A 20065-nucleotide genomic window follows, 5' to 3' on the forward strand; every position below is an offset into this window, starting at 1 on the left:
GTCTCAGAAACACTGTCCGCTCACCGAATAGCCGCCCTGGAGCGAGTTCAACGCCGTGAAGTGCTGCAGCAGCGCGCGCCCGGCCGAGCCGGACGACGAGACCTGCAGGTTGACGTCGACGGACTCGGCGCCGCGCACGATGACCGGGTCGCCGTCGCCGGTGATGGTCTTGAGACCGTCGTCGACCACGAACGGCGGCTGCCCGCTGACCGCCGAGACCCCGGGCACGAGGGTGAGCGGGGCGGCCGCGGCGATCGCGCCGCCGGCCGGGCTGGTCGCCCACTGCCGCCGCTGCAGGGCGCCGTTCTTCAGCGAGATCGCGACGCAGCGCAGCGTGCTGGTGCTGCTGTCCGGATCGACCGCGACCCAGACCACGGACGGGTCGGGCAGCATCGGCTTGGCGGTCGCGCCGGAGAGCAGCCGGATGTCGCCGGCGTAGCGGATCTCGGCGTCCAGCCGTTGCAGCGCCCGGGCGGCCTGGGTCTGCGCGTCGGTGAAGGCGACCGAGGCCCGCTGCTGCCGGAGCACGCCGACGATGCCGGTGGTGACGATCGCGGTGAGGAACGACAGGATGGTCATCACGACCACGGTCTCGATCAGGGTGACGCCGGCCTCGCGGGGGTCGTCGATGTCGCGGGTCACGACGGGAACACCGGGTCGGCGTTGATCAGGATGTCGCCGCTCTGCGAGAAGGTCTGCGCGCCCTCCTGCCACGCCACGGTGATCGTCACGTGTTCCATCTCGGCCGAGCCGGCGGGCTGGGCCGCGGCCGTGGTGCAGCTGGTCGTGCCGCCGGCGCCGACGATCTGAAAACAGGTGTCGACGGTACGGGTCACCTGCAGCTCGAGCGCGTTGACCTGCTGGGTGTCGGTGCCGGCCAGGTCGGTCGCCGCCACCGTGCCGCCGAGCCCCCGGGCCTTGTCGAGCTCGCGGGCCAGCACCTGGGCGGCGACCTGCCGGTTGGCCTCGGTGCGGGTGGCCCGGCTGTTGGCCAGCTGGGCGGAGAGCGCGAAGGTGCCGACGAGCGCCGTGACGGACAGGGCGACCATGAGCTCCACCAGCGTGAAACCGGCATCGCGGAGGTGCCCGCCGCCCTCGGCGGCGGGCCGGTCCGGGTCGGGGGCCCACCTCACGAAGCCCCCATCGGCTCTCGCGCCACAAACTTTAGGGGAGTGGTACGGGTCTCATGCCGATCTTGCGGGATACCGCAATCCCGCCCGATTGCCGGTTGTTTGCCTGGGCCGGCGCCCGGACGGTGTGATTGAGTGCGGTCGCACCACAACGACCCGGAGGCTGTCCATGGTGGAGGAAAGGTTGCCGAGGATCATCCTCTCGGAGCGCGAACGGGAGCTCGTCTCGCTCCTCTCGCAGGGACACACCGACCAGGAGGCGGCCGAGCACCTCGGTATCAGCCCGCGGTCGGTGACGTACCTGCTGCGCGCCCTGATGGATCGTCTCGGGGTCGACAATCGCTTCCAGCTCGGGTTGGCTTTGGGACTGCTCCGGGAAGGAGCGGCGCGGGACGGCGCCGAGGCGAGACCGGGGGATCTCCGATCATGACGATTGCGGCGCTGCGAATCGGCACGGCGGTGCCGTCGCTGGTGCGGTGGGGCGCGTCGCCCGACGCCGATCTGGTCTACCGCACGCTTGTCACGTTCGGGCCGCACACGCGGCGCGCGCTCGGCGTGGAGCTGTCGATGCCGGCGCGGCGCATCGCCGACGCGCTGGCCGAGCTCGAGGTCTCCGGCGCGGTCGCGGTGGGCTGCGACGAGAGCGATCCACGCCGTACGCGTCAATGGTCCGCTCTCGCCCCCGACCTGGTGATCGCCTCGCTGCGCCGCCGCCGGATGCGCCTGGTCGACCAGCGTGCCGTGGCCGAGTCGCACCGCTGGGTCGTCGCCGGCCTGCGGGCGCGGCTGGGGTCGCTCGCGCTGCCGCTGTCGACGCCGGCGTTCGGCGGGCTGCTCACCGACCAGCTGCGGTACCTGCCGAGCCGGGAACTGGCCCGGGTGCGGTACGGCGAGCTGCTGCCCGGGCGGCGCGAGACTCTCACGATCAACCCGGAACAGGCCTTCGACGCCGAGTCGGCGCGGACCGGGGCCGCCTTCGACCGCCGGCTGATCGCCCAGGCCACCCGCATGCGGGTGCTCGGGGTGCCGCCGGCCGACTGCGACGCGCTGACCCCGCCGGAGCCGTACCACCCCGCCTACCAGGTGCGGGAGTCGCTCGAGGTGCCGTTCAAGCTGATCGTCCTGGACCGGGCGGTGGCGCTGCTGCCGGCCGACCCGGAGCGGATCGAGCGCGGCTACCTCGAGGTCAGCCATCCGCACGTGGTGCAGGCGCTCACCGAGCTCTTCGAGAAGCACTGGCAGCAGGGCCGCGACCCGAGCGTCGGCGCCGTGATGCCGATCCTGCTGACCGCCCGCGAGCAGGCGATCGTGGATCTGCTCGCGCTCGGCCACACCGACACGACGACCGCCGCGTGCCTGCGGATCAGCGCCCGGTCGGTCACCAACATCCTGCGCCGGCTCATGGACCGGCTCGGTGTGGAGAACAGGTTCCAGCTCGGCCTCGCCCTCGGGGCCATGCGTGCCGCCCGCCCGCCGCACCTGCTGGGTGCGTCCGGCGCCGACAGTTCCTTCGACCAGGACCAGGCCTCATGATCAAACGTCTTCTCGCCGCCGTGCTGACGGCGCTGACCCTCTCGTCCGTGGCGGTCACGACTCCGGTCGCCGCCGCCACGCCCCTCTGGCCGTACCCGCAGGGCTGTGCCACGGTCACCCTGGACAGCGCCCGCGGGGTGTACCGCCCGGACTCCGTCTTCTGGCAACCGTGGTTCGACGCGACCTTGCGCGGCCGGTCGCGGCCGTGCCGCGCGGGCAGCGGCGCCGCGGCGCTGGCGATCACCCAATATCACGTACGCGACGGGGTCACCGTCGCCTCGATGAGCACGCCCTGGCTGGCCTCGTCGTCGGGCACCACGGCGTTCTCCCGGTTCGGCCGGATCGAGCCGGACGTCGCCGCCCTCTGCGTCAGCACCGGGCTGACCCAGCAGGGTGCCGAGGTGCGGGCCCGCAACGCGGTGTGCGTGCGGCCCCAGCGCTCCGGCGACGACCATCTGGTCACCAGCTTCCCCTCGGTGCCGCTGACCGACGCGCTGGTCACCGCGCCGCTGAGCACCTATCCGACCGGCGCGCCGGCGACCGGGCCGACCTGCACGTCCGACTGCCTGGTCTCGCCGTTCATCACCCGGCCCCGCGGGGAGCGCACCAACACCTGGGACACCCCGATCAGCGGGCCGACCATGCCGCTTTACCCGTACGAGCCGGATTGTCATTTCCTCTCGGTCTCCGACACGTTCGCCGGGCCGTCGGATCTCAACGTCAACGGCTTCGACGTGTGGATGGCGGTCGACGCCGGGTCGTGCGACGAGTACTCGCAGCCCTACCTGCGGGTCGTCCGGTACTGGCCGGACCGGGGCATCGTCATGCCGGTGTGGGACATGGCGCAGAACCCGCTGGAGAAGGCCGCCCAGGTCAACGAGAACACCGTCGCGCTGTGCGTCACCTCGGGCATCCGCGAGCGCGCCGGGGCGCTCTACGGCGTACACGACGAATGCTGGCGCGTCACCAAGCCGCAGCCGGACCGCTATCGCCTCGTGCCGATCAGCCCGACCGACCCGCGGGTGAGCAAGCCGCTGGTCAGCAACATCCCGGTGCCGGACCCGGACGAGCCGCCGGGCGTCTGCGCCTCCTGTCTTTGATCGCAACGGGGGAGGACGGGCAGCGCAACGAGGCGCTGCCCGTTCTTAATGGTCCGGCGGCTCCCAGCGCAGGACCGGATCGGTCTGCTTGAGCACCAGGCCGGGCCCGAGCCGGCCGGCCAGCGACATCGCCGCGTCGCGCAGGGCGGTGGCGCCGGGCCGGCCAGGCCGGCCAGCCGGGCGACCCGGGGATCCGCGCGTGCCAGCCGCCGAACAACCGCAGCAGCAACGCCTTCTCGTCCGGCGCGGAACCGCCGGCCGGCGCCGGAGCGGTGGCATAGCAGTAGAGGCGGCCGTCGCCGAGCGGCACGAGGGCTTCCGGATCCCGGCGGCGCCCTGCAGCGCGGCCATCTCGCGCAGCCGGCCGGCCACCCCGAGCCGGGCGAGCACTCGCAGCGCGTTGGGCTGCACGGCCAACCCGGCGCCGGCGTTCTCCAGGGCGGCCGCGCGCTCGAACAGCCGCACCTCCCAGCCTCGCTGCTGCAGGGCCAGCGCCGCGGCCAGGCCGCCGACGCCGGCGCCGATCACGGTCGCCTCCGGCATGGGTCCGGGATACCACATCCGCCACGCCGGGAGGGCACACCCCGGGCCGGGGTGTGCCCTCCCGCGGTCGCGCGCTCAGGCCGGGTTGAGACCCTGGCAGAAGTTGTCCGAGTCGATCCGGATGGCATAGAGCGTTCCGTACCACCCGATGTTCTGGTTCGGCAGGACGCAGCCGGTCTGCTGGGGCCAGCCCACGTGCGCATACAGGAAGTAGACGACATCGTCGTTACGCGTGTTGACGATCGACAGGTCGCCGAACCTCGGGTTCGCGAGCCGCTGCCAGTCGCTCGTCACATCCCGGAAGCGCCCGACGATCCCGCTGGCGTCCATCGGTCCCGAGTAGACGCACGCGTACGGGTAGTTGCACCCCCACGCGCTGGTGGCCAGCGCCGGCGCCGGGTTCACGAACAGCGCGAGAGCCATGGTGGACGCGGCGACGACGGCCGCCGCCAACCGCCTGGACATTCGTTTCAAGGATTCCCCCATCGATAGTCGATCAGCCCCGTGAGGCACGCAGATCCAAACATCGGAATCCGGTGATGGACAGGCGGTTGCGGTTTCCCGCAAGGGGACGGCCTCGTTCGGGGGTGATCTCCGCGTTCCGGCATGCGGGCGATTCGGTGGTGCTTACCGTCGGCTCGTCGTGGGCGAGCGGGGGCGATGTGCTGCGACCACCAGTCGAGCTGATGCGCGCCGCCGGCGTGCCGGAGTTGCCGCTGCCGCGGATGTGCCGGGGCGGGTGCGCCTACGAGCCGAAGTGGGACGGATGGCGGGCGGCCGCGTTCGTCCGGGCCGGCGGCGTGTTCCTGCAGTCCCGCTCGTCGAAGCCGCTGGCGCCGTACTTTCCCGACGTGGTGGCGCACCTGTCGGAGCTGCCGGCCGGCACCGTCCTCGACGGTGAGCTGATCTTCTTCGACCAGCGGGCCGGGCGCACCTCGTTCGCGGCGTTGCACCGGCGGGTGACGGCGGGCCGCGGCCTGCGCCGGGAGGTGGCCGCGCGGCCGGCGACGTTCGTGGCGTTCGACCTGCTCCATGACGAATCCGGCGACCTGCGTGACCTGCCGCTGGCACAGCGCCGCCCGCGGCTGGAGGAGCTGCTGGCGGGCGCGCCGGCGGCGCTGCCGGTGTGCCCGCAGACCGGCGACCGTGACGAGGCCCTGCTGTGGCTGGACGCGTACGTGCCGCTGGGATGCGAGGGGCTCGTGGTCAAGGACCGGGCCGGCCGGTACCGGCGTACGGGCTGGTGGAAGTACAAGGTCAGGGACACCGTCGAGGCGATCGTCGGCGGGGTGGCCGGCGACCTCGGCCACCCCACGGCGCTGCTGCTCGGGCGGCGCGACCGGCACGGCCGGCTGCGCTACGTCGGGTCCACCACGCCGCTCACCGCGCCGCAGCGGCAGGAGATCGCGCAGCACGCGAAAGCGGTCGCGCCGGGCGGCCGGCATCCGTGGCCGCAGCCGTTGCCGGCGGCGTGGCTGGGCCGGTTCGACCGGGCCGAGCCGTTGCCGTACGTGCCGGTGCGCCCGGACGTGGTCGCCGAGGTCGAGGTCGATCAGGCCTTCGAGAACGGCCGCTGGCGCCACCCGGTCCGCCACCGGCGCGTGCGGGCCGACCTGAGACCGGCGGATGTCGCGCGGTGGGAGGTTGACGCCGTCACGCCAGCGCGAGCAGCCACTCGGCGTTGAGCGCCACGTCGTCCCAGCGGTCGCGAGAGGCGCAGTAGCCGATCGAGCCCAAACCGATGTGGATCCGATACGCGCGCAGCGCCGCCGGGTCCGGGTTCCAGCGCCGCCCGATCGCCGCCTCGATGTCGACCGCCGCCCACTGCGGGTACCAGCCCCAGCAGTAGAGCAGCCAGGCGGCGTCGTAGAGCGGGTCGCCGAAGCAGGCGCTGCCCCAGTCCAGGACGCCGGAGATCCGGTCGCCGGCGGTCAGCACGTTCCGCTGGAGCAGGTCGTCGTGGATCATGCGGCGCTCGTCCGGCAGCCCGGGCGCCAGCCGGCGCAGCGTGGCCAGGCCCCGGTCGAACGGTTCCAGACCGACGTCCGAGGCGGCCAGGGCGGCCCGCCAGCCGGGCACCCGCGGCGTGTCGTGCTCGACCGAGAGCAGGTATTCGGGCCAGGAGCGGTAGGGCGCCGTCCGGGACTGGTCCCAGATGCCGTAGCCGCGACCGCCGACCTCGATGCGGCCGATCGCGTCCATGACGTCGAACAGGTCGGGCAGCACGGCGTCCAGCGCGGCGGCCTCGAGATCATCGAGCGGCGTGCCGGTCAACCGCTCCGAGACGGCGTACGCCCACCCGCCGCTCTCGCCCCGGGCTACCACCGCCGGCACCGGCAGCCGGTCGCCCACGACCGCGCCGACGGCCTCGTCCTTCGCGAAGTCCCCGCCGTGCCGGCTGACCCGCAGCACCATCGGCCGGCCGGCGACCGTCAACGCGTACGCCGTGGACCACGCCCCCGCGGCCAGCGGCTCCGGCGCGGTCGCGCCGCCGAGCACGCTCCGGGCGACGTGCGCGGCCACCTGGTCCGGATTGATCCATCCCGCCACGTTGACATCTTCTCCCCCGGAAGGACGGAGACCAGCTCGGACCCGGCCATCGGCACGACCAGCCGCGGCAGCGATCGCGGTCACCGGCGCTAGTTGAGGCTGCCGACTCCTTTCGCGATCACCAGCACGGATATGGCCAGGGCCGAGGTGGCTTCGATGCCCATGAGGATCTTCGCGCGGGTGGTCAGTGGCATGGTGTCGGTGGGGCTGAAGGCGGATGAGTTGCTCAGGGACACGTACAGGTAGTCGACGATGGCGGGTACCCAGTCGCTGACCTTGCTCGAGCCGGCCCGGACTTCGTCGATGGTGTCGTGGTCCTCGTCCTGCGGGAAACGGAAGTCGGCCCTCGCGAGTTGGCCCCGGGGCAGGTGGGTCCGGGCGACCGGTCCGCCGCGGTCGAGCTCCCAGTACGCCAGCCCGAACGCGATCACGTTGGTCAGCCAGACCTGCCCGGCCGCGATCAGCAGCTCCACGGCGTGGGAGTGGCCGGTCGTGACCAACTGCCGTACCAGCAGCACCAGCGCGGCGGTGTTCGCGACCGCAATCAACCCGACCAAGGTCAGAGCGGCGGCCCGCACCCACCGGTTGTCGCGCGTCATCCGGTGGGGGTTCACCGCGACGAGCGCGCCGAGAAGCACCAGCTCGAGGACGGGGATGACCAGCCGGGGGCCGAGCACCAGTTGCTCGGGCAGCAGCGCGTAGAGGCCGATCGCCACGGCCACCACCAGAGCGGAGGGCAATCGAGCCTCGCCGCGCCGGGCCGTTGTCGTTGATGCCATCGGCACAGCATGCGGCCGGCCCCATGCACGATCAACTCGACAGGCCCCGCGCACCGGCCGTCCCGAGGGGCAGCGATAGGACCGGACGCCGGTAAGCGGCCGGCCCTACGCCACGTCTCGTACGCCGGGCGGGTCGTTGGTCTCGTCGTGGATCTTCGTCTGGGACTGTCGCCGCGCGCGGTGCGGCCGGCATCGGCGGCCCGGGTGTGGGGCGGTGTGCTCGCCCTGCTGGCCGGCGTGGTCGCGGCGCTTCTCGCGGCGCCGGCGAGCTGGAGCGATTACCCGGCAGCCGGCGACGGCACCCGGCTCGGGCCGGCGCAGCTCACGCCGTACCCGCCGATGTTGCCGCTGTTGATCGCGGTGATCGCTGTTGCCGGGATGGCCGGCGCTTGCCAGGTGGCCGCGGCCCGGGTTTCGGCGGTGGTGGCCGCGCTGGCGGCATCGCAGGTGGCCGGGATCGCGGTGGTCGCACACCGGGACTGGTGGAACTTCGCCGGGGCGGACGGAGCGAGCCGGCACCGCGCGGCCGCCGGTTCCACGGTGGCCGTCTTCATGGGCGCGGTGGCGGCTGTGGCGGTGGTGGTCAGCGTGCTGCTGTACCGCGCCGGTCGCGGCCGGCCGCAGCGACCGCGGACGGCGCAGGTCGCCGCGAGCGTTATCGGCGGCCCGGTGGTCGCCGTCCTGGTGCCGGTTCTGTTGTGCGCCCACTGGAACTACACGAGTTTCGCCGCCGCCGGCCAGTTCGCGCTGTGGTGGTCGCTGCCGTGGGGCGCCGGCGTCGTGGCGGCGGGAACGTTGCGCGATTCGGGCGCTCGGCAGGCGGCGGTCATGAGCGTGCTGGCTTCGGCGCTGCTGGCGTTGCTCTGCGTTGCCGCCCCGACCATGCACGGTTTCGGCATACGTCTACCGGATTGACGCCGTCTCGCAGATCGGTTCGGAGATCTCCTCGATGGACTACAAGTAGGGCATACAGGACGTACGTATCTTCCCAACGCAACGCATCGCTTGGTTGACTCGAGGCACTCCATTCCGCCGCGCCGCGCGCTAGTCCGCTAGGAGATCGACATGCCGGACAACCCCAACCGTCCCGAGGAGCCGTCGCTGCAGGGGCTCGAGGGGCCCGCCCGGGAACTCAAGGCGTCGCCTGAGATGCAGCAGCGCCTCGATCAGTTTCGCGCCATGAAGGAAGCCCGGCAGGACGCCAGCGAGATCGTGGACCACCGGAAGGGCAAGGCCATGAACGACGCCGACCAGGCGGCCGGACGGCAACGCGGCGAGACCGCCGCTGCCCTGCGCAAACAGCAAGAGGGCTGACCGGGGCCGGCCGCATTACCGACCAGCAGCGTGCGGGGCCGGATGGCGCGTAGCGCGGCAGCCGAGGCCTCAGGGTCAGTTTGCGCGGCAGACCGGACGGGATGAGCTGGGCCAGCAAACGTGCAGGCGGTTGACGGTCTGGGCGCGGGTGCAACTCAAGTCGTCGCGGTGCTCGGTCGCTGCCGGCAGGGCAGCGGGAGCTTCGTCGATGACGGTGTTGTTCCGAAAGATAGCGGTCAATGCGGCGATGCCGACCGAGAGTGCGTCTGCCTCATTGGTTCTGCGGCCGTGGCCGCTGGACAGTAACCGGGCCCAGCGTGCCAGCTTCGCGGGCATGTTGACGAGGACTTTCCAGGTCTTGTGGGTGGGTGTTGGCGCGTTCGCCGCGGGCGCGGGTGCGGGCGTGGTTGACGGCTTTCTGGCGGCGGGACAGTTTCGGCTGGTAGCGGTGGCGTGTGAACGGGGTGCGGATGCTGCCGCGGGCGCCTTGATTGGCCTTGTCGGTGAAGGTCATCACGTCGTTGCTGGTTAGTGGCTGTCTCTCAACCTGTTTCCGCAGGTAGCGTGATTTTCGGGATGATCGTTCGGGCTGGCGGCGTTCGTATTGCCGTCACTGTGACGGGTGAACGAACGCCCGCAGGTCAGGATCTCCGGGGTAGGGGGTGCTGCTGCGTGAGCTACGCGCGTGGCCGAGCCCGTTGCTGGCCCGGTTGTGCCTGCACGTGGTGACGGCGAACCAGATGGGCGAGCAATTCAGCGAGGACCTGGACGAGATGGACTTTTAGGCCGCGAGCGACGACGGCTCAGCGCGCATCAGCCAGGAGAGTGACCGTTCCACAGTCCAGCGGCGCGGCAGCACCTTGAAGCCGACCTGATTCGGTGGCTTTTTCACCACCTCGAAGGTGAGATCAAGGTCGTTGCGGGCCCAGTCCGCCAGGCCGGTGTAGCCGTTGTCGGCCCACATCAGGTACTCCGGGTTCCGCTCGCGCAGCTCAGGCAGCATCTTCCGGGCGGCGTCGCGGTCGGTGACGTCCGCCGCGGCCACCTTGACCGTCATGAGCAGGCCCTGGATGTCCACGATCAGGTGCCGCTTGCGGCCGTTGATCAGCTTCGCGCCGTCGAATCCGCGCGTGTCCCGGCTGACGGTCTCCGCGGCCTTGACGCTCTGCGAGTCGATGATGGCGGTGACCGGGCGGGCGCACCGGCCGGCGGTGACGCGGATCTGCCGGCGCAGCTGATAGCGGACGTACTCGAGCACGCCGTTCTTGGCCCAGCGGGCGAAGAACCCGTAGACGGTCTTCCAAGGCGGGAAGTCCGACGGCAGGGCTCGCCACTTGCATCCGTTGTCGACCACGTAGCGGATCGCGTCCACGATCTCCTGGCGCGGGTGCGCCTCGGGATGCCCACCGGTCGGGGTGGTGCAAGCCGGGACCGGCAGCAGCGGGGCGAGGATCTCCCACTCGGTGTCGGTGGTGTCCGACGGGTAGCGGCGCCGCCGGGGCAGGACCGTGATCGTGGTGTTCATCCGTCACGAGCCAGCACCGTAAGAGCCTGTCTCGCTACTCCAAGATCGATTTAGGGTCGGTTCTACGCTCGCGGGATGAGCGGGGCGAAGAGCGGTGCCCGGGGCTGGCTGTCGCTGGTCCCGCAGCCGACCGGCGCCAGTAGCCCGGCGCAGAAGCCGCCGCGGCGGTGCCCGGTCTGCGGTGACCGGTTGCCTGCGGCGGCTCGGATGTCGATGGTGTTCTGCTCGCCGGCGTGCCGGGCCCGGCATTGGCGTACGGTCCGACGCAGCCGGGCCCGGATCACCGCAGCGAGGCAGGACCATCGGGTGGCGTGTCCGCAGTGCGGCGCCGAGTGGGTGGCCGGTCTGGATCGGCCTCTGTCGACGTTGTACTGCTCGCCGCAGTGCCGGACCAGGGCGTGGCGCAGCAGGTCACCCACAGCGGGTCGTTCGGACGAATGACCGCTTACAGGGGAATGCGACCTTGCTGACCTGCAGCTCAGCCTGACTGGTATCGACCGTAGTTGCTGACGGCGAGTTCTTCGCCGCGCTGCGGGCGGCCCCTTAGGCGGTGCCTGATGCCAGCCATGATCGGGAACGTGACGCAGGCCCGGTACGACGAGATCGTGACCGAGTGCCGCAAGCTGATGCGCGAGCACACCCGGATCCAGTTCCGGATGGGCGAGTGGGCGTTGGCGATCAGGTCCCAGTCGATCGCCCGGTTCACCATCGCCGGCGCCAGCTCCGGGTAGGCCTCGCGCCAGCCGGCGCTCGCCGGATACAGGCGCAGGTGGTTGATCCGCTTGATCCTCGGCAGCAGGTCGAAGCCCAACAGCCTGGTCAGGCCGAACCCGATCACCGACTTTATGTGGACACAGTCAAGAGCTTGGGAAAGATCGCCCGGGCGAGCATGCTCAAGTGACCCAGGCAGGAGTCACTCGCCTTCCAGCGGAACATCTATGGCCGATCACCCTGCGTCACGGCAGCGCGGATGGAAGGCGAGCTCGAGCAGTGCACGGATCTTCCGATGAGCGCGCACCTGATCAGGGCTACTACCCAGGTCACGCAGAGTCGGACTTTGTCGACCCTCCCGGTGGGGGCAGCAATGCGTGAGAGCCGTGGAGCGGCCGGTCTCATCCCCGGATGGCATGGTCCTCCACCCGGGGGTGGAGGAGTGATCGCCGGCGGCCATCCGGCGGATGATGGTGGTGCAGGGGCGCGGGAGGCCAGTCTTGACGTATCGACCCGACCCCCTCGTAGGAGACCATTATGATCCTTTATTGTCTCGGTGCCGCGGCCGTTCTGGCTGCAGGCGTCACCGTTCTGGTGATGCGCCGGCGGCGTTCGTGAGTACCGCTCGCGACGGCGGGCGTCGTGGCGTGGCATGGATGATCGGATCGTTTGCCGCCTGTCCCTGCCACTTGCCGTTGACGCTCGCGGCGTTGACCGCGGTGCTGGGCGGCACGGCCGCCGGTGCCCTGCTGCGTGACCATGTGGTGCTCGCGGGCGCTGTCGTCACCGGTGTGTGGCTGTTGGGTACGGCGCGTGGTGTGTGGCTACTGCGCCGGCCGAAGACCTGCCCCGTGCCCGGCAGCGGCGCGCGCGTGGCTCAGCCACGGGATACCCGCGACGCGCGGGAGGCGCCGGACGGCGGACCGGTGCGCGTCGCCCGGATCCTGCAGGACACACTTCGTCGGTGAGCCACTCCATCGAGCTTGCCGGTTGCGGGCTCGCCGCCGTTGCCGCACTGCTGCCGCTGCGGCGGCCGGCGTTCGTGGCAGCGGTGGCGGTCGGCGTCCTGCTATGGATCCTTGCCGCCGTCGCCGGCGGGGCCGAGGCTGCCCGCCCGCTGGCCGCCGCGTGTGTGCTGCTCGTCGTGCTCCTCGCGCGACGCCTCCTGCAGGATCGGCGCAGGGCGGAGCAGTTGCTCGACGCGGAGCGGGCCCTGCGCGGCGCCGCTGAGCAGGCGGCGGCGGCCGCGGAGCGCGAGCGGATCGCTAGGGACCTGCACGACGGGCTCACGCACCTGCTCACCGGGCAGTTGCTGGTGCTGCGCACCGCTGAGGCGGCCCTCGAAGACGGCGACCTCGATGCGGCCGGCGCCCGGGTACGGCACAGCGTTGAGCTCACCGGTCGCGCCCTGGCCGAGGCGCGCGACGTCGTCTGCGTGCTCGCCGGGACCGTACCTGACCTGGCGTTGGTGCGGGACACGGTCGCGAGCTGGGAGGCCGTGACCGGGCGTCCCGCCGCGCTCGACCTGCCTTCGCGGTTGCCGCCGCTGGCCGGGGCGGCATGGGTCGCCGTCCTCGCGGCGCTCCGTGAAGCCCTCACGAACGCCGCACGGCACGCCCCGGGCTCAGACGTGCGGATCCAACTCGTCGACTGCGGCGCCCGGCTGCGACTGGTGGTGGAGTCACAGCTCAGGCAGGCCGTGGCGACGTCGGACCTGCCACCTGGTGCCGGGACCGGGCTGCAGGGCCTGCGCGAGCGGGCCGCCCTGGCCGGTGGACAGCTGTCTGCCGGTCCCTTGCCTGCCGACGGCCGCCCCGGGAAGGGATGGCGCGTGGAGTTGACCGTCCCCACCGGTAGCATCCGGGCGGCATGAGCATGACAACTGGTGACGCCGGCGGCCGACCTGCAACCGCACCACTGCGCGTGGTCCTGGTCGACGACCAGACCCTGGTCCGTGAGGCATTCGCGCTGCTGCTGGACCGGCTGCCCGGAATCGAGGTTGTCGGGACCGCGGCAGACGGATCCCAAGCCCTCACGGTCGTGGCGGCCACCGCACCGGACGTCGTCCTGGTCGACCTGCGGATGCCCGGGTGGGACGGGGCGGAGACGACCCGACGCCTGCGAGCCGCACACCCCCACGCCGCGGTCCTGGTCCTGACGACCTACTTGCACGACGCGTCCGTCATGCCGGCCCTGCACGCCGGCGCCCTCGGGGTCGTCGGCAAGGACTCCACCCCTCAGGAGGTCGCGGACGCGATCCGCTTCGTCCACGCCGGGCACCCGGTCCTGCCCGGTTCGGCGCAACGGGCGCTCCTCACCACAGCCCAAGGCCCGGACCGTGAGCCACGGGCAGCACTCAGCAGCCGCGAGGTCGAGGTCCTTCGGCTCGTCGCCGAAGGACACCGCAACGCGCAGATCGCTGCCCGGCTCGGCGTCTCCGTGCCGACCGTCAAGACCCACCTGAACAACGTGTTCGCCAAGCTGGGCGTGCGCGACCGCACCGCCGCCGTCGCTGCCGCCGTGGCGCTCGGTCTCCTCGCGTGATAGCCCGATCCACGCACAGCCGGGCCCGCCCGCAGCCCCGCGGCCGCGGAGGGCCGTACGGATCTGCCGCAGACAAAGCGCGCTCGGTGAGTCTTTCGCCGCGCTGTCTATCCGCGCGCGTACTGTAGGTAGTCACCCTGCGTGGAAGAGGGATGGTCTGCTGCGGTGCCGGGTTGCCGTCACGTCGGGCTCAAGACCGCCTATTCCGCGGGGTAGACGGCACAGCTCGATGAAACGCGAAGTCCGCACCCCGCTCGTAGGGATCAGTCGGGCACTCTCTGCTGGCAAGAGCCGAGCGTCTACCCAACAACCGCGCAGGTCGGGGAATCCCGACCCAAGCGCGCATGGACGACGGATGCTCAGCCTGGCCGGGGGCAATCGCCCGACGTACCGGCTCCGGGCGGATTCTGGCCGAGCTGCGGCCCTTGGCGGGCGCCCTGCATGCGTGGCGGCGGCTGCCCACGGCGGCGGCATTCCTGGACGACCTACGTGCGGCGCAGCATCGCACCAATCCTGGTGTGACCGCGGAAGAGGAGAACTGACCGGTGACTCGTCCTTACGTCCTGCTCAGCTGGGCCATGTCCGTCGACGGATATCTTGACGACTCGACCCCGCAGCGCCTGTTGCTCAGCAACGCCGAGGATTTCGACCGTGTCGACCAGGTACGGGCGGAGTCCGACGCCATCCTGATCGGGGCGGCCACCATCCGTCGCGACAACCCGCGCCTGTTGGTGAACTCGGAGCAGCGCCGGGCCGAGCGGGTGACCCGTGGTCTGCCGCCCTATCCCGCCAAGGTCACCATCACCGGGAGCGGCCTGGACGCCGACTACAAGTTCTTCCACACCGGCGGGGAGAAGCTCGTCTACTGCGCGACGCCGGCAGTCGACAAGACCCGCACCGAGCTGGAGGGCCTGGCCACCGTCATCGACGGCGGCGACCCGGTCGACCTGCCCACCGTGCTCGACGACCTGGGCGAACGTGGCATTCGCCGGCTCATGGTCGAAGGCGGCGGCACCATTCACACCCAGTTCCTCACCCAGAACCTCGCCGACGAGATCCACCTCGCCATGGCGCCGTTCTTCGTCGGCGACTCCACCGCGCCGCGCTTCGTGGGCTCAGGCCAGTTCCCCCAGGACGTGACCCATCGCATGAACCTTGAAGAGGTCAGGGCGATCGGGGATATCGTTTTCATCCGGTACCGGGCCAAGCCGGCACCGGTGTGAACGGGGAATCATGGACGACGACAGGTGGATGCGGTACGCCATCGACCTGGCGTACCGCAGCCCCAACTCGGCCACCGCCTATGCGGTAGGAGCTGTGATCGTCGCGGCCGACGGTCACCAGATCGCTAGTGGCTACTCCCGAGATGACGACCCGCACGTCCATGCCGAGGAATCGGCACTGCTCAAGAGTGCCGGGGATACCCGACTGACGAGCGCCACGCTTTACAGCACGCTCGAGCCCTGCACCAAGCGAAACAGCCGCCCGCATGCCACCTGCACCAGCCTGATCATTGCGGCAGGAATTCCGCGTGTGGTCATCGCGTGGCGAGAGCCGGATCTGTTCGTGACCTGTGAGGGCGTTGCGCTTCTCACCGCGGCGGGCATCGAGGTCGTCGAGCTGCCGCAGTACGCAGCACAGGCCAAGGTTGCGAACGCACACCTCAACATCTAGTGCGAGGTAGACGCCGACGGCGTTAGCGGTAAAGCGCGTGCCGGTGGTCGGCGCGGCGTTTGCGAAATGGCCAAAGGGAATATTGTCGTGCCGGCCTCGAAATCACGGGCTCTTCTGTAAGGACGTTTTCGCCTGACTTGAATAACACGCGATCGACCCTGCGAAAAATGCTGTCACGAACCACTAGTACCGACCACGAAAAGTTTGCCAGGGGGTTATCCAGAAGCAGGCTTGATGCTGCAACGGTGGACCCCCGCATCACATCGGCCGTCACCCCCGTGCCTCCAACAAAAAGGAACAGCATGCCACCCTTGACCGGCATATTTATCGCCATGGGGAGGTCCGGGGGAATCCTGGTGAGGTCGATCTCACCTTCATGAGAAGCTGATTTGACCCTCATTTTTAGGACGTTTCCGTCGGCGACTTCAGTGGTAATCGAGGCGTCCTGCAATTCATAGATTTGCACAATTTCAGTATTTCATGAAGGGTTCCACCGCGCCATGGGCGCGCCGACGGCTGGCACTCCCAGATCGCGTCCGAGTGTGCCAGCCCAAGCATGAAGGGGCCCTTTACTGGAGTAACTACCCGCAGCTCACGCCATCGATCCGGTCGTAAGCGGAAGCAGTGTAGGTGCTACCGATATACGCGACGAGGTAGCCGCTGCCCACAAGCTTGAAGTCATGCTTGCCCGTACCCCCGCAGTTGTAGTCAGTGTCAAGCGCGACGCTGGAGGCGTTGTCGGCTCTCCTTTCGCCCGTCTTCACGCTTTGCCAGCCGTACCAACGGCTACGCGAAAGGTTCGAGTTCGTGCGTACCAACGCGAAGTTGGTGTTAATGCACTTGGTAAGAACCGACGAATGCAAATTGTTGCCCGAGCGAGTCAGCGTCACGTACAGCCCGCAGCCGCTGGGAAGAGCCGACGCTGATCCGATGCTATTTCCATACGCCGAAGCGATCTTTAAAGGAACAAACTTCGAGTATCTATATGGGATGTTGGGATTGTCCGGTGAAAGCTCACTAGGCACCGAGGTTGCGTCCGGCCTGGGTGCGGCCGACGCTGGCGACACCAGACTTAGAACCGCCAAAAAGCCCAACAAGGCGGCAGTTAATACTCGGAAAACTTTCATTCAATGTCCTATGCAGAGAACTTCTATTTTGCGAGTTTGATCTTAAGGAAATGGGACAGCGGCTACAACGTCAAAGTGAAGTTGATCACTTTGGTATTTGCAAGTCGCAGGAACGTGCTAAAGCCGGACACTTTAGCGCTTTTCCGGGTCAAAGAAACGCCTCAAATCCAAGAAGAGCCTTTTGGTAAAAGAAGCGCGCAGCCCCTACCGGGCCAAACCGGCACCGGTGCTCATCTGCTGCTTTGGATAGCGTCACAGGACACGCGGAAAAGAGTCAGACCAGCACAGTTCTCAGTCCGGGCAGCAGCGAACCGATGAACAGGCGACATCGCACCGCTGCCCCGGAGAAGGGGCACACGCGCGGTGATGAACAGCTGATTCTCGCAGGAGTGGCCGTGATTGTTACCGCAACGGGTTTGCCGATCTGCCGGCATGTCTACCTCGGTGCCGGACTGACCGAGATCGACGCCCGGTTGCGGGAGATCGGCGATGAACTCGCCGCCGCCTACCCGCCTGAGCTGGCACTGGCCGCGTACCCGGCGCAGGCACGCACGACGCTGCGCCACTTGCGGACCGTTCTCGACGCGATCGCCAGCCGGGAACACGCGCACCGCGATGGCTGGTCCACCACCGTCTACCACAGCGTCAACCCGGCCCGCCGCGCCGAGAAGCTAGCCCCGATCGTGCAGCGCCACCAATCGGGCAACCCGCCATGCTGCAGCTGGTGAAACGCCTGCGCCGCACCCTGCAGCTGCGGCGCATGCACATACCTTGCCCGTCACGGCCGGCCCTCATCGGTGCCGGGCGAGATGCCTCAACAGCGCTGGTAGCCGACCAGTTACGAGCGGCCGCTGTCGTGGCCTACGAAATGGCATACGGCTACCGCGGCAACGACGAAACAGCCGCTTCTGCATACCGTGCATTGCACACGCTGACCGACCGAGCCCGCGGGACAGGCTGGTCCTTCGATGAGGTCGAGCAAGAACTGGGTCATCTGTGCCCACACGCCGCACCGGAACGCCGCCGTCCCCACCGCTGACACGGCGCGCCGCCCCGGGTCGGGGCTGCGGAAAGGGAGATCCGTGCAAGTCCACCACTGCACCCTGCATCGCGCCGTACTGATTCACACGGCGCTGCCGGACCCGCTACCCGAACGAGTGTACTAATGCGAAAGCCCCATACCAGGATGAGTCGCATGATCGGATCACCGCAACTCGTTCTCACTGGGAGGAATCATGAACCGCTTTACTCGTTCCCTCGCGATTTTGGGCCTGGGCTTCGGAGCCGCCATAACGGTGGGGGCCGGCCCGGCCCAGGCCACCCCGCCCGATCGAGCCAAGATCGACGTACGGACGGTATGCACGCTGCATGGCCGGTCTTACCAGTGCTAGACACCTTTGGGGTGAGGGTCAGGGTGGTGCTGGTAGAGGTAGACCTGTTCCGGTGAAGTAGCCGTCGATCAGGCCGATGCGGTATTGCATGCGGTTGAGGCGGTTCTTCACCGCGGCGGTGAGCTCGTGGCGGTGCGCACGGCGAGATTGCTCAGGCTGGCCTTCATCGTCGACCAGACTTTCTCGACTGGGTTCAGTTCCGGGGCGTAGGCCGGTAGTGCGTAGACGCGCAGCCAGGACCGGGCGGCAATCGCCGCTCGTATCGCGGGAGTCTTGTGCAACGACAGGCGGTCCTAGATGTGATGTCCGGGGACGTTGGTCGAGGAAGTGCGACCACTCGATCTGAGGATCGCGGGCTGATCTGGTGAACAGATGAAGGCCTCCGGCGGTGCAGTGGGGTTGTCGAGACACCACTGAGCAGCACTGGAGGCCTTCATGTCCCACGCTAATGCCGCGTTGACCCCGCGAGCGCGATTGCGGCTGGCGCGTCTGATCGTGGACCTCGGCTGGTCACCCTCTCGGGCGGCGGAACGCTATGACGTGTCCTGGCGTACCGCGGCGAAATGGGCGCAGCGTTACCGCGAGCACGGCGAGGCCGGCATGACCGACCGCTCGTCACGGCCGCGTTCACAGCCGAACCGCACCGCGGCCCCGCTGGTCCGCAAGATTGTGCACCTACGCCGCAGGCGACGCTGGGGGCCGGTCGCGATCGCCGACGAACTCGGCCTGGCCGCCTCGACGGTGCACGCCGTGCTGGTGCGCTGCCGGATGAACCGGCTCAGCCACCTCGACCGGATCACCGGCGAGCCCATACGCCGCTACGAACACCGCGCGCCCGGAGATCTGCTCCACGTCGACGTCAAGAAACTCGGCAACGTCCCCGACGGCGGCGGCTGGCGCTACCTCGGCCGGCAACAAGGCGACAAGAACCGGGCCCGCACCACGGGCAAGCGCCAGAACAAGTACCGCAATCCGTTGATCGGCACCGCGTTCGTGCACACCGTCATCGACGACCACTCCCGCGTCGCCTACGCCGAGATCCACAACGACGAAACCGCCGCCACCGCCACCGCTGTCCTGGCCAACGCGGTCGCCTGGTTCGCCCAGCGTGGTGTCACCGTCCGCCGAGTGTTGTCGGACAACGGCTCCGCCTACAAGTCCCACCTCTGGCGTGACACTTGCGCCGCGCTCGGCATCACGGTGAAAAAGACCCGCCCGTACCGGCCTCAAACCAACGGGAAGATCGAACGATTCCACCGCACCCTTGCCGACGGCTGGGCCTTCGCGAAGTTCTACTCCTCCGAGAAAGCCCGCCGCGCAGCGCTACCTTCATTCCTGCACGACTACAACCACCACCGACCCCACACCGCCATCGGCAAAGCCACACCCATCACCCGGTTAACCAACCTGCCTGGACATCACAGCTAGGACCGCTTCTACAGCGATGGGTGCAGCGCTTCACGATCGGTGACAGCGACGACTAGCTGATCGCCGCTGGCATCCAGATCCTCAGCGGTCTCTGGCCGGTAGTTATTACGCGACCGCGAGGCCGAAGACTTCTTCACCATGGTGGCCACGTTCGGCGAGCTCGAGCGTTGCTGATCCGCCGGCGGGTCGTGGGCGCCGTGAATGCTGACAGGCATAAGGCCTCGTCTGCGGGCGGCACACCGCGATGGACCACCACGACTCGCCACCGCCCGCGCCTCCACGCCGCGGTCGGCGTTGGCGACCGCGGGCGGTTCTAGTTGCTGGTGGCGTCATTGGCAGCGCGGCGGCGGCCGTCCTGGTGCCCGTGCTGTTGTGCGCGCGCTGGGCCCGAATTCCACCGCGCCATTCGGTTCGCGCTGTGGTGGTCGCTGCCGTACCGGCCGGCGTCGCTGTGCATGCAGGCGAACAGGACACCGGGCTTGGCCAGCATCGTGGTCGCTCCGGCGGTCAAGATGGCGGTCAGGCGATGATGGGCGGGCAGCGGGGTGCACATAGACGCAGTGCTCGACCACGCCGGGGTAGACGCGTCGGTCGGATACGGCGCTGCCGCTGACCGTGCTGAGCATCGCGACGCTGGTCAGCGCCGTCCTGTCGCAAGCCACCCAGCCGAGCACGCCCGGCCGCGTCGAGCGCCACGAACCAGTGCCGCGGCAGCC

General features: G+C 69.3%; 26 protein-coding genes and 2 pseudogenes. 14 read left to right on the forward strand and 14 right to left on the reverse strand.

Annotation, left to right across the window (positions count from 1 at the left end):
• Nucleotides 1-3 precede the first annotated feature (3 nt).
• Together ACQP2F_RS13560 and ACQP2F_RS13565 are read right to left on the reverse strand one after the other, a co-directional pair.
• Nucleotides 4-642 (reverse strand): PulJ/GspJ family protein, encoded by a 639-nt coding sequence (locus ACQP2F_RS13560; protein ID WP_433303980.1) that lies wholly within the window; start codon nucleotides 640-642, stop codon nucleotides 4-6.
• Nucleotides 639-1133, reverse strand: coding sequence for a PilW family protein (locus tag ACQP2F_RS13565; protein ID WP_433303982.1), 495 nt, complete (start codon nucleotides 1131-1133; stop codon nucleotides 639-641). The genes ACQP2F_RS13560 and ACQP2F_RS13565 overlap by 4 nt, the downstream gene beginning before the upstream one ends.
• A 181-nt stretch (nucleotides 1134-1314) precedes the next feature.
• Between ACQP2F_RS13565 and ACQP2F_RS13570 the strand changes: the two genes are divergently transcribed.
• The 3 genes from ACQP2F_RS13570 to ACQP2F_RS13580 are packed head-to-tail and all read left to right on the forward strand — an operon-like array spanning nucleotide 1315 to nucleotide 3763.
• Nucleotides 1315-1560 (forward strand): helix-turn-helix domain-containing protein, encoded by a 246-nt coding sequence (locus tag ACQP2F_RS13570; RefSeq protein ID WP_433303985.1) that lies wholly within the window; start codon nucleotides 1315-1317, stop codon nucleotides 1558-1560.
• Nucleotides 1557-2663 (forward strand): LuxR C-terminal-related transcriptional regulator, encoded by a 1107-nt coding sequence (locus ACQP2F_RS13575; protein ID WP_433303987.1) that lies wholly within the window; start codon nucleotides 1557-1559, stop codon nucleotides 2661-2663. The genes ACQP2F_RS13570 and ACQP2F_RS13575 overlap by 4 nt, the downstream gene beginning before the upstream one ends.
• Nucleotides 2660-3763, forward strand: a complete 1104-nt coding sequence (locus tag ACQP2F_RS13580; RefSeq protein ID WP_433303990.1) for a hypothetical protein — start codon at nucleotides 2660-2662, stop codon at nucleotides 3761-3763. The genes ACQP2F_RS13575 and ACQP2F_RS13580 overlap by 4 nt, the downstream gene beginning before the upstream one ends.
• Before the next feature lie 45 nt (nucleotides 3764-3808).
• Here the strand turns inward: ACQP2F_RS13580 and ACQP2F_RS13585 are convergent, their stop codons facing one another.
• Both ACQP2F_RS13585 and ACQP2F_RS13590 read right to left on the reverse strand, forming a co-directional pair.
• Nucleotides 3809-4306: an FAD-dependent oxidoreductase gene (locus tag ACQP2F_RS13585; RefSeq protein ID WP_433303992.1), complete on the reverse strand. Its 498-nt coding sequence runs from the start codon at nucleotides 4304-4306 to the stop codon at nucleotides 3809-3811.
• Between the two features lie 75 nt (nucleotides 4307-4381).
• Nucleotides 4382-4771, reverse strand: a complete 390-nt coding sequence (locus ACQP2F_RS13590; protein ID WP_433303993.1) for a hypothetical protein — start codon at nucleotides 4769-4771, stop codon at nucleotides 4382-4384.
• A 197-nt stretch (nucleotides 4772-4968) separates the two neighbouring features.
• Here ACQP2F_RS13590 and ACQP2F_RS13595 point away from each other — a divergent pair, with 197 nt between their 5' ends.
• Complete coding sequence (locus ACQP2F_RS13595) at nucleotides 4969-5991, forward strand: ATP-dependent DNA ligase (RefSeq protein ID WP_433303995.1); 1023 nt, start codon at nucleotides 4969-4971, stop codon at nucleotides 5989-5991.
• Here ACQP2F_RS13595 and ACQP2F_RS13600 read toward each other — a convergent pair.
• Both ACQP2F_RS13600 and ACQP2F_RS13605 read right to left on the reverse strand, forming a co-directional pair.
• Entirely contained in the window at nucleotides 5960-6856 is an 897-nt protein-coding gene (locus tag ACQP2F_RS13600) for a phosphotransferase family protein (RefSeq protein ID WP_433303996.1), read from the reverse strand. The two genes, ACQP2F_RS13595 and ACQP2F_RS13600, sit on opposite strands and share 32 nt — an antisense overlap.
• 89 nt (nucleotides 6857-6945) lie before the next feature.
• The gene (locus ACQP2F_RS13605; protein WP_433303998.1) at nucleotides 6946-7635 is read right to left on the reverse strand and encodes a hypothetical protein; all 690 of its coding nucleotides are present in this window, start codon (nucleotides 7633-7635) and stop codon (nucleotides 6946-6948) included.
• Nucleotides 7636-7782: 147 nt separating this feature from the next.
• On the opposite strand from ACQP2F_RS13605, the gene ACQP2F_RS13610 reads away from it, so the two are divergent.
• Together ACQP2F_RS13610 and ACQP2F_RS13615 are read left to right on the forward strand one after the other, a co-directional pair.
• Nucleotides 7783-8550 carry a hypothetical protein gene (locus ACQP2F_RS13610; RefSeq protein WP_433304000.1) on the forward strand — a complete coding sequence of 256 codons (768 nt, stop codon included), beginning with the start codon at nucleotides 7783-7785 and terminating at the stop codon, nucleotides 8548-8550.
• A 150-nt stretch (nucleotides 8551-8700) separates the two neighbouring features.
• Nucleotides 8701-8949 carry a hypothetical protein gene (locus ACQP2F_RS13615; protein WP_433304002.1) on the forward strand — a complete coding sequence of 83 codons (249 nt, stop codon included), beginning with the start codon at nucleotides 8701-8703 and terminating at the stop codon, nucleotides 8947-8949.
• A 342-nt stretch (nucleotides 8950-9291) separates the two neighbouring features.
• On the opposite strand, the pseudogene ACQP2F_RS13620 reads toward ACQP2F_RS13615, so the two are convergent.
• Nucleotides 9292-9481: pseudogene (locus ACQP2F_RS13620) on the reverse strand (IS5/IS1182 family transposase); the annotation flags it as partial.
• Nucleotides 9482-9611: 130 nt separating this feature from the next.
• Between ACQP2F_RS13620 and ACQP2F_RS13625 the strand changes: the two are divergent.
• Nucleotides 9612-9734 (forward strand): hypothetical protein, encoded by a 123-nt coding sequence (locus tag ACQP2F_RS13625; RefSeq protein ID WP_433304003.1) that lies wholly within the window; start codon nucleotides 9612-9614, stop codon nucleotides 9732-9734.
• Here the strand turns inward: ACQP2F_RS13625 and ACQP2F_RS13630 are convergent.
• From ACQP2F_RS13630 to ACQP2F_RS13640, 3 genes and pseudogenes are all read right to left on the reverse strand, one after another.
• Nucleotides 9731-10474: an IS5 family transposase gene (locus ACQP2F_RS13630; protein ID WP_433304005.1), complete on the reverse strand. Its 744-nt coding sequence runs from the start codon at nucleotides 10472-10474 to the stop codon at nucleotides 9731-9733. The two genes, ACQP2F_RS13625 and ACQP2F_RS13630, sit on opposite strands and share 4 nt — an antisense overlap.
• Nucleotides 10475-10536: 62 nt before the next feature.
• Nucleotides 10537-10893: a hypothetical protein gene (locus ACQP2F_RS13635; protein WP_433304006.1), complete on the reverse strand. Its 357-nt coding sequence runs from the start codon at nucleotides 10891-10893 to the stop codon at nucleotides 10537-10539.
• A 250-nt stretch (nucleotides 10894-11143) separates the two neighbouring features.
• Nucleotides 11144-11324 (reverse strand): annotated as a pseudogene (locus tag ACQP2F_RS13640) (Tn3 family transposase); the annotation flags it as partial.
• A gap of 517 nt (nucleotides 11325-11841) precedes the next feature.
• On the opposite strand from ACQP2F_RS13640, the gene ACQP2F_RS13645 reads away from it, so the two are divergent.
• The 5 genes from ACQP2F_RS13645 (at nucleotide 11842) to ACQP2F_RS13665 (ending at nucleotide 15403) form a co-directional block, all read left to right on the forward strand.
• A complete protein-coding gene (locus ACQP2F_RS13645) occupies nucleotides 11842-12153 on the forward strand; it encodes a hypothetical protein (RefSeq protein ID WP_433307477.1) in 312 nt (103 codons plus the stop codon).
• Complete coding sequence (locus ACQP2F_RS13650; RefSeq protein WP_433304008.1) at nucleotides 12150-13058, forward strand: sensor histidine kinase; 909 nt, start codon at nucleotides 12150-12152, stop codon at nucleotides 13056-13058. The genes ACQP2F_RS13645 and ACQP2F_RS13650 overlap by 4 nt, the downstream gene beginning before the upstream one ends.
• Nucleotides 13055-13729 carry a response regulator transcription factor gene (locus ACQP2F_RS13655; RefSeq protein ID WP_433304011.1) on the forward strand — a complete coding sequence of 225 codons (675 nt, stop codon included), beginning with the start codon at nucleotides 13055-13057 and terminating at the stop codon, nucleotides 13727-13729. Before ACQP2F_RS13650 ends, ACQP2F_RS13655 begins: the two co-directional genes overlap by 4 nt.
• Before the next feature lie 578 nt (nucleotides 13730-14307).
• A complete protein-coding gene (locus ACQP2F_RS13660; protein ID WP_433307478.1) occupies nucleotides 14308-14952 on the forward strand; it encodes a RibD family protein in 645 nt (214 codons plus the stop codon).
• Nucleotides 14953-14962: 10 nt separating this feature from the next.
• A complete protein-coding gene (locus ACQP2F_RS13665; RefSeq protein ID WP_433304013.1) occupies nucleotides 14963-15403 on the forward strand; it encodes a deaminase in 441 nt (146 codons plus the stop codon).
• A 22-nt stretch (nucleotides 15404-15425) separates the two neighbouring features.
• Here the strand turns inward: ACQP2F_RS13665 and ACQP2F_RS13670 are convergent, their stop codons facing one another.
• Together ACQP2F_RS13670 and ACQP2F_RS13675 are read right to left on the reverse strand one after the other, a co-directional pair.
• Nucleotides 15426-15869 carry a hypothetical protein gene (locus ACQP2F_RS13670; protein WP_433304014.1) on the reverse strand — a complete coding sequence of 148 codons (444 nt, stop codon included), beginning with the start codon at nucleotides 15867-15869 and terminating at the stop codon, nucleotides 15426-15428.
• A 115-nt stretch (nucleotides 15870-15984) separates the two neighbouring features.
• A complete protein-coding gene (locus tag ACQP2F_RS13675) occupies nucleotides 15985-16530 on the reverse strand; it encodes a hypothetical protein (protein WP_433304016.1) in 546 nt (181 codons plus the stop codon).
• Between the two features lie 314 nt (nucleotides 16531-16844).
• Between ACQP2F_RS13675 and ACQP2F_RS13680 the strand changes: the two genes are divergently transcribed.
• Entirely contained in the window at nucleotides 16845-17258 is a 414-nt protein-coding gene (locus ACQP2F_RS13680) for a hypothetical protein (RefSeq protein WP_433304018.1), read from the forward strand.
• Between the two features lie 770 nt (nucleotides 17259-18028).
• Here ACQP2F_RS13680 and ACQP2F_RS13685 read toward each other — a convergent pair.
• A complete protein-coding gene (locus ACQP2F_RS13685) occupies nucleotides 18029-18202 on the reverse strand; it encodes a transposase (protein WP_433304019.1) in 174 nt (57 codons plus the stop codon).
• Nucleotides 18203-18356: 154 nt separating this feature from the next.
• Here ACQP2F_RS13685 and ACQP2F_RS13690 point away from each other — a divergent pair, with 154 nt between their 5' ends.
• Nucleotides 18357-19349, forward strand: coding sequence for an IS481 family transposase (locus ACQP2F_RS13690; protein WP_433304021.1), 993 nt, complete (start codon nucleotides 18357-18359; stop codon nucleotides 19347-19349).
• Between the two features lie 8 nt (nucleotides 19350-19357).
• Here ACQP2F_RS13690 and ACQP2F_RS13695 read toward each other — a convergent pair whose 3' ends face one another.
• On the reverse strand, nucleotides 19358-19564 hold the full coding sequence (locus ACQP2F_RS13695) for a hypothetical protein (protein WP_433304023.1): 207 nt from the start codon (nucleotides 19562-19564) through the stop codon (nucleotides 19358-19360).
• Between the last annotated feature and the right edge of the window lie 501 nt (nucleotides 19565-20065).

Source organism: Actinoplanes sp. CA-030573 (genome assembly GCF_050951115.1).
In the GTDB taxonomy this organism is placed as follows: Bacteria; Actinomycetota; Actinomycetes; order Mycobacteriales; family Micromonosporaceae; genus Actinoplanes.